General features: G+C 61.0%; 8 protein-coding genes. 3 read left to right on the forward strand and 5 right to left on the reverse strand.

What is annotated here, in order from left to right; genetic code table 11:
• Positions 1-57: 57 nt before the first annotated feature.
• Positions 58-2,307, forward strand: coding sequence for a DNA internalization-related competence protein ComEC/Rec2 (locus tag ACK4FZ_RS13005; protein WP_409821543.1), 2,250 nt, complete (start codon positions 58-60; stop codon positions 2,305-2,307).
• On the opposite strand, the gene ACK4FZ_RS13010 is transcribed toward ACK4FZ_RS13005, so the two are convergent.
• From ACK4FZ_RS13010 to ACK4FZ_RS13025, 4 genes are all read right to left on the reverse strand, one after another.
• On the reverse strand, positions 2,256-3,152 hold the full coding sequence (locus ACK4FZ_RS13010; RefSeq protein ID WP_409821545.1) for a response regulator: 897 nt from the start codon (positions 3,150-3,152) through the stop codon (positions 2,256-2,258). The two genes, ACK4FZ_RS13005 and ACK4FZ_RS13010, sit on opposite strands and share 52 nt — an antisense overlap.
• Positions 3,153-3,154: 2 nt before the next feature.
• Positions 3,155-5,713: an ATP-binding protein gene (locus ACK4FZ_RS13015; RefSeq protein WP_409821547.1), complete on the reverse strand. Its 2,559-nt coding sequence runs from the start codon at positions 5,711-5,713 to the stop codon at positions 3,155-3,157.
• 16 nt (positions 5,714-5,729) lie between these two features.
• The gene (locus tag ACK4FZ_RS13020; protein ID WP_409821549.1) at positions 5,730-6,497 is read right to left on the reverse strand and encodes a ParA family protein; all 768 of its coding nucleotides are present in this window, start codon (positions 6,495-6,497) and stop codon (positions 5,730-5,732) included.
• Positions 6,498-6,560: 63 nt separating this feature from the next.
• Entirely contained in the window at positions 6,561-7,067 is a 507-nt protein-coding gene (locus tag ACK4FZ_RS13025) for a surface-adhesin E family protein (protein WP_409821551.1), read from the reverse strand.
• Positions 7,068-7,278: 211 nt separating this feature from the next.
• Between ACK4FZ_RS13025 and recQ the strand changes: the two genes are divergently transcribed.
• Positions 7,279-9,084 carry a DNA helicase RecQ gene (gene recQ, locus ACK4FZ_RS13030; protein WP_144373687.1) on the forward strand — a complete coding sequence of 602 codons (1,806 nt, stop codon included), beginning with the start codon at positions 7,279-7,281 and terminating at the stop codon, positions 9,082-9,084.
• 72 nt (positions 9,085-9,156) lie between these two features.
• The gene (gene argJ / locus ACK4FZ_RS13035; RefSeq protein WP_409821553.1) at positions 9,157-10,374 is read left to right on the forward strand and encodes a bifunctional glutamate N-acetyltransferase/amino-acid acetyltransferase ArgJ; all 1,218 of its coding nucleotides are present in this window, start codon (positions 9,157-9,159) and stop codon (positions 10,372-10,374) included.
• Positions 10,375-10,632: 258 nt separating this feature from the next.
• On the opposite strand, the gene ACK4FZ_RS13040 is transcribed toward argJ, so the two are convergent.
• Positions 10,633-10,823 (reverse strand): hypothetical protein (locus ACK4FZ_RS13040; protein ID WP_409821555.1); only part of this gene is annotated, 191 nt, incomplete at its 5' end.

Raw genomic sequence — 10,823 nt, forward strand, 5'->3', positions numbered from 1 at the left:
GCTGCCAGCGAGGCAACGGCTTTGCCTGTCGATAAGTGTGCTGGCTAGCATGGCCGTATGTTCCGACTGGCTTTCCTGTGCGCCGGCATTGTGCTGTGTGCGCTGCTACCTGCCTTGCCGCCGTGGTTTCTGCTGCCGGCGCTGGCGCTGATGCTGTGGCCGTGTTGGTGGGGCCGCCGGCAGGGATGGCGCTGCGCGTTGTTATGGCTTGCTTTGGGCCTTAGCTACGCCAGCTGGCGAGCTGATACACGACTGGCGCAGCAATTGGACCCCGCTCTGCACGGCCAGCGTCTGACCATCAGTGGTGTGGTGCGTGGTCTGCCGGCACCGGGAGAGTACGGCGTTCGGTTACGCTTCGAAGTGGATAAGGCGCCACCGGGGACGCCGCCCTTGTTGGCGCTGAACGACTACTCCAAGCGTGACTGGCCGGCCGGTAGCCGCTGGCAGCTACAGGTACGCTTGCGCCCGCCACGCGGCGCGGCCAATGTGGCGGGCTTTGATGCCGAGCGCTGGTACTGGAGCGAAGGTGTGCTGGCCACCGGCAGTATTGCCAAGGGGCGTCAGGTTTTGCCGCCCGACAAAACCGATGTGCTGGCATGGATAGACCATCAGCGCCAGGCCATTGTGCATCGCCTGCAGGCCACGGCAGGGCCAGGGCGTGATAGCGCATTGGTGGTGGCGTTAGCCGTCGGTGCGCAGCAGTGGCTGACGCGCAGCGAGTGGACGACGCTGGCTGCCACCGGCTTGACCCATGTTGTCAGTGTGTCCGGTTTGCACATCAGCCTGATTGCAGTGCTGATCGCGTGGCTGGGCCATGGTTTGCGTCGCCTTGGGTTGCCGCTGCCGGCGTGGCTACCGCGTTGGGCCGGCATGTTGGCCGCGCTGGCCTATGCCGTGCTGGCCGGTTTTTCGGTGCCGACGCAGCGCACGGTGTGGATGCTGCTGGTCGCGGTGCTGGGCTTGAGCCTGCGCCGCAGCCTGTCGGGCTTGCAGGTCTGGTTGGCGGCGCTGACGGTGGTGTTGTTGCTGGACCCATTTGCGGTGCTGGCGGTGGGTTTCTGGCTGTCGTTCCTGCTAGTGGGGGCTTTGGTTGCCGGCGAAACAGGGTTGCGCCAGCCTGCGTCGGGCTGGCTGAGGGCGCTCAAGGCGCAATGGCGCGTTACCGTGGCCTCTGTGCTGCCTTTGCTGTACTTGTTTGGTAGCTTCCCCGTGTTGTCGCCGCTGGCCAATGCGCTGGGCATTCCCTATGTTTCCATGTTGCTGACGCCACTGGTGTTGCTGTGTGTCGTGTTGCCAGTAGATGCGCTGGTGTGGTTGGCAGGGCAATTGGCTGGCGGTTTCTGGCTGGGGGTGGACTGGCTGGCACAGTGGCCCCCCTATACCCGTCCACAGTTACCGTGGCAGTTGCTGCCAGCAGCCTTGCTGGGCAGCCTGATGCTGGTGTTACCGTTAGGTCTTGCCTGGCAGACGCTGGCGTGCACGGCATTGCTGCCTGTTCTGCTCTATCGCGCGCCGCGCCCGCCACCTGGCGAGCTGTGGGCCGAGGTGCTGGATGTGGGGCAAGGCTTGTCGGTGCTGTTGCAAACAGCCAAGCACGACGCCCTGTTTGATACCGGCGCGGGCGACGCTAGCCGCGTGTTGCTGCCGGTATTGCGTGCACGTGGTGTACAGCAGCTGAATGTGCTTTGGCTGTCGCATAACGATAATGATCACGATGGTGCCGCCGACAGCTTGTTACGACAATGGCCGGTACGTTTGTTGTATCGGGGGCAGGAAGCCAGCGCTGCCGATTGGCGTGGCCAACCCTGTGTGGCGGGACAAAGCTGGGCGTGGGATGGCGTTCGTTTTGACGTGCTTGCGCCGCGGCTGGGCGCGCAGGGCGAGGATAATGCGCTCAGTTGCGTGTTGCGGGTTGCCACGCCAACACGCGCCTTATTGCTCAGTGGTGATGCGCCGCAGGCGGTGGAGGATGAGCTGGTGACGCGCTATGGCGCGCAGTTGCGCAGCGATGTGCTGGTATTGGGCCACCACGGCAGCCGCACATCCAGCAGCGCCATCTGGCTGGCCAGTGTGCAGCCGCGTTATGCGGTGGCCAGTGCCGGCTTCATGAACCGTTACCGTCACCCGCACGCTGAAGTGGTGGCCAGGTTGGCCGCAGCTGGCATCCCCCTGTGGCGTAGCGACTGGCATGGTGCTGTGCGCTTGCAGTTGGGGCAAAGGCTGGCACTTCAGACCAGCCGTAGCGGCTGGCAGCCCTACTGGGCGGGTAGCAGGGTAGTGGCTACCACTACGTTGCCGCAGCCCTGATATTCCACCAGGTCGAACGACAGTTTGCGCGCAATCAGGATGCCGCGGCCGTGGCTGGCCAATAGCGCATCCGGCGCGCTGTCCTGGAAGTTCTGCCAGTCAAAACCACGGCCTTCGTCACGAATGGTAAAGCGCAGGCAACCGGCCTCACGTGCCATGTCTACCCACACCCGCCGCCGCCCCAGTACCGGGTCGGCTAGACGCTGCTCCAGCTCGCTTTCCCAGCACTCCTGGCTTTGCAGCCGCGTTTTTTCTTCGTAGCTCACTTCCAGGTTGCCGTGCTCGATGGCGTTGACAATCAGTTCGAACAGCCCGGTGGCCACTTTTTCGGGTTCCGGGCTGGCCTTGGCCAGCAGCGAGGTGACATGCTGTGCTTCCAGCAGGTTGCCAAAACAAAAGCTGGCGCTGTTCATGTGCCGCAGTGCGCCGGCTTGCTGGCTAGCCAGCTCCTTGAAGTGCTGGTGGCGGTCCCAGTGCACCGATGCGGCGGCCACTACCGCTAGCAGCATGTCACGCGAGAACGGTTTGGTCAGGTAGTAAAACGCACCGGACGATAGCCCCTCCTGCACGCTGGCCGCCGCGCCGACGGCGGTTTGCATGATGGCCGGTACGAAAGCCAGCCGGGCTGACGACTTCATGCGCCGCAGCAGTTCGAAGCCGCTGATGCCCGGCATCATTTTGTCCAGCAGCACGGCAGAGAAAGTTTCCCCCTCTTGTTGCAGTATCTGCCAGGCCGTTTCGCCATCTTCGGCCTGTACTGTGTCGTAGCCGGCATCCTGTAGCAGTTCGGTCAGCAGCTCCAGGTTGAAGGGTTCGTCGTCTACCAATAGCAGGCGTTTGCCCATGCTCAGTTCTCCTTGGCTTGCCGTTGCTGCCGTTGCGGCAGGGTCAGGCTGAAAATGGCGCCACCGTCGGCGGCATTGTGCACCGATAGCAGGCCGTGGTGCGCCAGTACGATTTCGCGGCTGATTGCCAGCCCCAGGCCCGTGCCGCCTGCGCCGGTCTTGGTGAGGCTGCTCTGGATGAACTTGTCAAAAATGCGCTCTTGTTCGCCAGCAGGTACGCCGGGGCCGTAGTCGCGCACGGTAATGGTCAACAGGGCATCGGGCGCATGGCGCAGGCTGAAACCGATCTCTACCCGGCCGGCTTTGGGGCTGAACTTGATGGCATTGGACAGCAGGTTGCGCATGACCTGACCAATGCGGAAAGGGTCAACCTCTGCCACCATGCTCTGTGGCGCTTCGGCAAGCAGCAGCTGCACACCGTGCTTGCCGGCCTGCCCGCGCAGGTCTTCTACCGCTTCGCGAACGACCTGTTCCAGATCATGACGGCCGAACTGGTAGTCCATCTTGCCAACTTCCATTTTGGCCAGATCCAGCAGATCGTTCAGCAGTGACAGCAGACGGCTGCCGCTGTTGTGGATACGTTCAAAGTAATGGGCAATTTTATTGCCGTCACCCCCGTGGCTGCGCGCCTCGCCCATTTCGGCAAAGCCGAGGATGGCATGCAGCGGGGTGCGCAGTTCGTGCGACATATTGGCCAGAAACTCGGTTTTGGCACGGCTGGTTTCTTCGGCCAGGTCGCGCGCCTGACGCAGCGCCTCTTCGGTATTACGCTGGGTGGAAATATCCTGGTACAGCCAAACCGATCCCAGGCCTGGGGTGTCCGGCTTGACAGCCCTACCGTACATATTGACCCACAAGGTGCTGCCATCGCCGCGCTGCAGGCGCAGCGTATTCTGCGTTACCTGCCCCTGATACAGCAGCGGGTAGATCAGCCGGCCGGTGCGTATATAGTGCTCGTCACTGTCGTAGATCAGGCGGGTAGGCTGCTCGACGATGGCCGCCTCTTCATGCACAAACAGTTCCAGGAAGGCTTTGTTCACTTTCTTGAACTGACGGTCGACGATATAAGCCATCGCCATAGGGCTGGCGTCCAGCAGCGCGGTGAGCTGGCGGCTTTGCGTTTCTACCTGTTCGGCTAGCGAATCTTTTAGCCGGATCAGCGCGGCTTCACGTTCTTTGCGCGCGGCAATGTTGCGACAGACGACCAGGTAGAGCGGTGTGTCTTGGCTGGGTTCTATCCGACTCAGGCTCAGCTCTACCTGCAGCATGAACGATTGATCACAAATCAGCATCGCTTCGAACGGGTTGCCCAGCAAAGGCGCCGCGTGCTGGGCAAAGGGCTGGCTGTCCGGATGATGCAGTTCGCTGATCAAGGCACCCGCCGGTAGATGCAGCAGCGTTTCGCGCGGCTGACCTATCAACTGTGCAGCTGCCGGGTTGACCTCTTGTACTTGGCCATTGGCATCCAGTAGCAACATTCCGTCGCTCGCGTCGTGCAACAAGGCGCGCCAGCGTTCTTCGGTTTGCTGCAAGGGCCGCATTTGCTGCTGTTGTTGCGCCAGTTGCAGTTTCAGACTGTGGTGGCTTTGCTGTTGTAGTGACAGCGCAGCGCTTTGGCGGTGGATTTCACGTTGGTTGTCGCGGTGGTAGCGCCGCGCTCCCAGAAGCAGGATACCCACTATCAGCAGCATGCCGGTGGCGAGCGGGGCAGTATGGGTAGGTAGCGGAGAGTCGGCTTCTAGCGTGTATAACTGGAAAGCCAGACGCTGGTTGCCGAGTGGTCGGGTAGCACTCAGTAGCGGCAAGGTGCTGCTTTGCATACCCGGGTGACTGTCCAGTAGCGGCTGTGTTTGCCCCGGCAGCATGATACGCAGCCTCAGCTGTAGCGCCGGGTTGCTGCTACGGTTGAGGCTGGCCAGCAGGCTGTCCGTGTTCAGCCCGAACAGGATCAACGCCGCCTGCGGGTTGGCTTTGGGCGTAAAAAAAATGACGTTACGTTGCAGGTTGCCCGCCTGGATACGGGCAATGGCAGGTTGGCCGCGGGTACTGACCTGGCGCAACACGGCCAGCGTGGCCGGTTCGGCACCCAGATCCAGCCGGGAAGGCAGCGCTTTGCCATCGTCCGGGTGTTGCAAGGTCGCCACGAAGTAGGTGTTGCGTTGGGCGGCATTCACCAGTTTGCTGCCACGGAATTCGCGGATGCTCAGGCTTTGGCGTTCTTCCAGGTCGAGCCGCTGCACGGGGGTGATACGCTCGATCAGGGCCACAAAGTCAAAGGCATCGTGAGCGGACAACACAAACGGGGCGTAGCGTTCAAAGCCGTTGTGTACCGGCCCGTTGCTGGCGTTGATCAGCAACTCGGTAGCGGTTTGTCCGGCCTGGCTGATCTGTTGCAGACGTTGGCTGATGATGTCCAGCTGCTGGGTAGCTTGCGCCAGTTGCTGACTGCGCAGCTCGTTTTGAAGCTTGCGTTCTTGCCAGAGGATCAGCACCACGCTGCTGGCCAGCGCCAGCAGTATGCTGGCCAGCCAGAGTAGCTGCGATTTCTGGTCGGTTTTCATGGTTCAGCGGCGGGGGTCAGGCGCCGGCCAGATGCTGGTACAACTGGCTGAATTCTTGTGCCAGCTTGTGGCGCGGGTCCAGGTACACCATCGGCAGGCTGCGCTCGTGTGATTCACGAATCTTTACCGACGCTGAGAGTGGCGGGTTCAATACCGGATGGCCTTCGTCGCGCAGCGCCTGCACCATGCGTACCGGCAGGCTGGCACGAGGCTGGAACTGGTTCACCACGATGCCTTCGATGTGCAGTTCCGGGTTATGGTCGGCCCGAATTTCGGCGGCATTGTCCATCAGGCTGAGTAGTGCGTGGCGCGAGAAGGTGTCGCAGTCGAACGGAATCAGGCAGCGGTTGGCCGCAATCAGCGCCGAGCGAGTATAGAAGTTCAACGCCGGCGGGGTGTCGATCCAGATTTCGTCGTATACCGTGTCCAGTTGCAGCAGGGTTTCGCGCAGCTTGAACATTTTATAGCGCGCTTCCAGTTTGACCATCAGCTCGGTCAGTTCCGGGTGCGAGGCCATCAGGTGTAACTGGTCGAAGCGGGTTGGCACGATAAACGCATCCGGCCCTTTTTCAAACATGCTGATGGTGAGCATCTGGTTGAAGAAACCTGCCGCGTTGGCTGCAGGTGGCTCGTGGCTACCGTTGAGGTAGTGGCTGGCGTTGCCTTGCGGGTCCAGATCGATCAGCAGTACCTTGCGGCCAGCCTTGGCGGCGGCCGCTGCCAGATTGACGGTAATGGTGGACTTGCCGACGCCACCCTTCTGGTTGAATACCACCCGACGCATAGTTGCCCCTTGCTATCAGAAGACAGTCTGGCGGTGTTTGTCTGCCAGACCGTCGCAGCAGTATTACACGCTGCTTTGTTTACATACGTAGTCCATCTGCTGAAAGCCCGCCGATTGTCTTACCACCGGCATGGCGCGAATCTCGCTGTCATTATAAGTGCGGTTCAGGATTTCCCGGCCGTTTTCATCCAGCAGCGTCATGCGTAGCAGGCGGAAAGTGGCACCGTTGCAGTCCACTTCCCATTGGTTGATCGACTGTTTGTGACGCGGGGTACTGAGGAAGTTTTCTTTCCTGGGGTTGAAAATGGTCTTGCGGTCGCGGAACAGCACCAGACCACTACGACGCTGAATACTGAGCCGATCGACCTCGTGCAGGATATTGCCATTCGGTGTCACGCCCATGATGACCCAGTCTGCATTGGCGATAGGGGCTGGCTTGGGGGCGGGCTGGCTAGGTTTGACCGTGCTGGTAGCCGGTTTGCCGCTTTGCGCTGGCGTGGTACGCGGTGCGGTGGCACAGCCGGCCAGAATGCTGCATAGCAGCAGGGTAGGGATCAGATATCGCTTCATGATTGGGCTCGTTCGGCAATGAATAAAAGAAGTCTCGCACACTCGCTGCCAAAGCCAAAGCGGCGGGAACTTGGCGGCGGGCGCGGGCTCAGAGCCTGTGAGTGCTGTCACTCTTCATTGTTTCACATTGTCTCCAAAGATCTATTTGCGCGGCTACCCGAGGGTGGCCGCTTTTTTTGCGTACAATGACGGCCTTCTCGCAGGAACGCCGATGCAGGATAACGCCCTCTCCCTATTACAGAACACCTTTGGCTACCCCGCCTTTCGCGGCATGCAGGCCGACATCATCGACCACGTGGCCGCAGGTGGCCACGCACTGGTGTTGATGCCTACTGGCGGTGGCAAGAGCCTGTGCTACCAGATTCCGGCCCTGTTGCGCCCGGGGCTGGCGCTGGTGGTATCGCCGCTGATCGCGCTGATGCAAGACCAGGTTGCCGCACTGCGCGAAGCCGGGGTGAAGGCGGCTTGTCTGAACTCGGCCACTAGCCAGGACGACGCGCGCGACATTGCCTACGCCGCGCGTTACGGCGACCTCGACTTGCTGTACGTGGCGCCGGAGCGGCTGATCAACCCGCGGTTTCTGGATTTTCTGGCCAGCCTGCCGCAGCTGGCGCTGTTCGCCATCGACGAGGCGCACTGTGTCAGCCAGTGGGGGCACGACTTCCGCCCCGAATACCAGCAACTGGCGGTGCTGTTCCAGCGTTGGCCGCAAGTGCCACGCATCGCGCTCACCGCCACCGCCGACGCCGAAACCCGCGCCGACATGCTGCATTACCTGCAGTTGCAGGACGCGCGCCAGTTTGTCACCAGCTTTGACCGGCCCAACCTGTTCTATCAGGTAGTAGAGAAGGACAGCGCCAAGAAGCAGTTGCTCAGCTTTATCGAAAACGACTACCCCGGCGTTTCCGGCATCGTCTATTGCCTGTCGCGCAAGCGGGTGGACGATACCGCGCAGTGGCTGTGCGAAAACGGTATCCGCGCCTTGCCTTACCATGCCGGCATGAGCCACGCCGAACGCGAGGCCAACCAGCGTACCTTCTTGCGCGAAGACGGCATCGTGATGGTGGCCACCATTGCTTTCGGCATGGGTATCGATAAACCCGACGTGCGTTTTGTCGCCCATATCGATCTGCCCAAAAGCCCGGAAAACTTCTATCAGGAATCCGGCAGGGCTGGTCGAGACGGCCTGCCGGCTACCAGCTGGTTGTGCTACGGCCTCAACGACATGGTGCAGCTGACGCAGATGATCGAGAGCGGTGACAGCCCCGAGCAGCAAAAGCAGGTGGAGCTCACCAAACTCGACGCCATGCTGGGCTACTGCGAAACCGCCAGCTGCCGCCGGCAGCAGATTCTGGCCTACTTCGGCGAGGCCTCGCAGCCGTGCGGGCAGTGCGACAACTGCCAGCGTCCGCCCACCACCTACGACGCCACGGTACAGGTGCAGAAGCTGCTGTCCTGCATCTACCGTGTCGGCCAGCGTTTTGCTGCCAGCCACGTCATCGATGTCTTGCTGGGCCGCCCCAACGCCAGCGTCACCCATTTCGGCCACGACAAGCTGTCCACCTTCGGTATCGGCAAAGAGCTGAACCAGAAAGGCTGGCGCTCGATCATTCGCCAGCTGGTCGCCCGCAAGTTGCTGGTGGTGGACGTGGCGCGCGGCCAGTCGCTGCTGCTCACCGATGCTTGCCGGCCGCTGCTGAAAGGGCAGGAAAGCATCGCGCTGCGTCCGCTAGCGGATGACCGCAAGCGCCAGAGCGTCCACGCCGAGCGCTGGTTGCGTACCGAACGCGAAGAGCGGCTATGGCAAGCGCTGCGCCGCTGGCGCAAGCACACAGCCGACGAACACAACGTACCGGCGTACGCGGTGTTTTCCGACAAGAGCCTGCAAGAGCTGGTGCTGCAAAAGCCGCAGACGCTGGCGGCACTGCGCAAGATTTACGGCCTGGGCGAGCTGAAGGTGGCACGTTATGGCGAGCAACTGCTGCAAATCCTGCAGCAAGGGTTGGCCGCAGAGTAGCCCGGCGGCTTGCATGGCATTGCTGCACCTGCGCAGTTACAATAGCGCGACATCAAATATCGGAGAAACGCCATGCCCGTGAATCTCAACCCCATCGATAATACCCGGCTCGCCCCCATCGCTGGCGTAGACCTGGCGTATGCCGAAGCCGGCATCAAGAAGCCTGGCCGCAAAGACGTGCTGGTCATCCGCATCGACAAAGGCAATACCGTGGCCGGCGTGTTCACGCAAAACCGCTTCTGCGCCGCGCCGGTGCAGATCTGCAAACAGAATCTCGACGCCGGCGTGCAGATTCGCGCGCTGGTCATCAATACCGGTAACGCCAACGCCGGTACCGGCGAATCCGGCCGCCAGAACGCCCGCGCCGTGTGCGAAGCACTGGCACAGGAACTCGACTGTCTGCCGGAACAGATCCTGCCGTTCTCCACTGGTGTGATTCTGGAACCGCTGCCGGTAGACAAGATCATCAGCGCGCTGCCGCAACGCAAGGCCGCTACCTGGGCCGACGCCGCTGAAGCCATCATGACTACCGATGTGGCGCCCAAAGCCACCAGCCGCACCATCAGCATCGACGGCCAGGCCGTCAACATCACCGGTATCGCCAAAGGCGCCGGCATGATTCACCCCAATATGGCCACCATGCTGGGCTTCATCGCCACCGACGCCCCGGTCACCCGCCCGGTACTGAACCAGCTGGTGAAGGAAGTGGCCGACCTCAGCTTCAACAGCATCACCATCGACGGCGACACCTCCACCAACGACAGCTTCATGCTGATTTCGACCGGTCAGAGCAGTGCAGCCCGTATCGACAGCGTTAACCACCCGGCCTACGAACAACTGAAAGCCGCGCTGCTGGAAGTGGCCATCGAGCTGGCGCAAGCCATCGTGCGCGACGGTGAAGGCGCCACCAAGTTCATTACTGTACAAGTAGAAGGTGGCCGCACTATCGCCGAGTGCAAGGCCGTCGGTTACGCCATCGGCCGCTCGCCGTTGGTGAAAACCGCCTTCTTTGCCTCCGACCCGAACCTGGGTCGCCTGTTGGCCGCCATCGGCTACGCCGGCATCCAGGACCTGGACGTCGATCGCGTCGAGATGTACCTCGACGACGTGCTGGTGGCCAAAGACGGCGGGCGCAATCCCGACTACAAGGAAGAAGACGGTCAGCGCGTGATGAAGCAGGATGAGATCACCGTCCGCGTGGTGCTGAATCGAGGCCTGTCCAGTGCTACGGTCTGGACCTGCGACTTCTCCTACGACTACGTGCGTATCAACGCCGACTACCGCAGCTAAACCGTTTGCGCTGCTCGCTCCGCCAGGCGCCGTTTCCCGACAGGGGCGGCGCCTTTGTCTTGTTGGCCGCATTCCGTGCCGCACACGATATGTTGCCTAATGGCATGCTTTTCCTAAAAGAGCAGTTATCAACGGCCTTATCACAAGTTTTCCCTGTGGAATCTGGCGAAAAGCGGCCGTATGGTTCCGTCTTTCAAAAGAAATGTTATGGCTGCTGATATGTTTTTCATTTCAAAACAATGTGTTGCGATGAAATCTTTAAATTACCGCCAAAAAAGTTAAAAAATAGTGTTGACGGCATGAAAGTCGATGCGTATAGTTCGCCCCATCAGCTGACGACGCAAACGAAACGAAGTCAGCACCGCTCTTTAAACAAACCAAATAACCGATAGGTGTAAGTGTCTGGCTCTGCCAAATACTTGCACTGCAAAGATCAAGAAACGATGTTT

The organism is Vogesella sp., from assembly GCF_046297735.1.
GTDB classification, from domain to species: domain Bacteria; phylum Pseudomonadota; class Gammaproteobacteria; order Burkholderiales; family Chromobacteriaceae; genus Vogesella; species Vogesella urethralis.

Excerpts from the sequence above, each read along its gene's own strand:
- ACK4FZ_RS13005 (WP_409821543.1), top strand. The coding sequence starts at position 58 with ATGTTCCGACTGGCTTTCCTGTGCGCCGGCATTGTGCTGTGTGCGCTG.
- ACK4FZ_RS13010 (WP_409821545.1), bottom strand. The coding sequence starts at position 3,152 with ATGGGCAAACGCCTGCTATTGGTAGACGACGAACCCTTCAACCTGGAG.
- ACK4FZ_RS13015 (WP_409821547.1), bottom strand. The coding sequence starts at position 5,713 with ATGAAAACCGACCAGAAATCGCAGCTACTCTGGCTGGCCAGCATACTG.
- ACK4FZ_RS13020 (WP_409821549.1), bottom strand. The coding sequence starts at position 6,497 with ATGCGTCGGGTGGTATTCAACCAGAAGGGTGGCGTCGGCAAGTCCACC.
- ACK4FZ_RS13025 (WP_409821551.1), bottom strand. The coding sequence starts at position 7,067 with ATGAAGCGATATCTGATCCCTACCCTGCTGCTATGCAGCATTCTGGCC.
- recQ (WP_144373687.1), top strand. The coding sequence starts at position 7,279 with ATGCAGGATAACGCCCTCTCCCTATTACAGAACACCTTTGGCTACCCC.
- argJ (WP_409821553.1), top strand. The coding sequence starts at position 9,157 with ATGCCCGTGAATCTCAACCCCATCGATAATACCCGGCTCGCCCCCATC.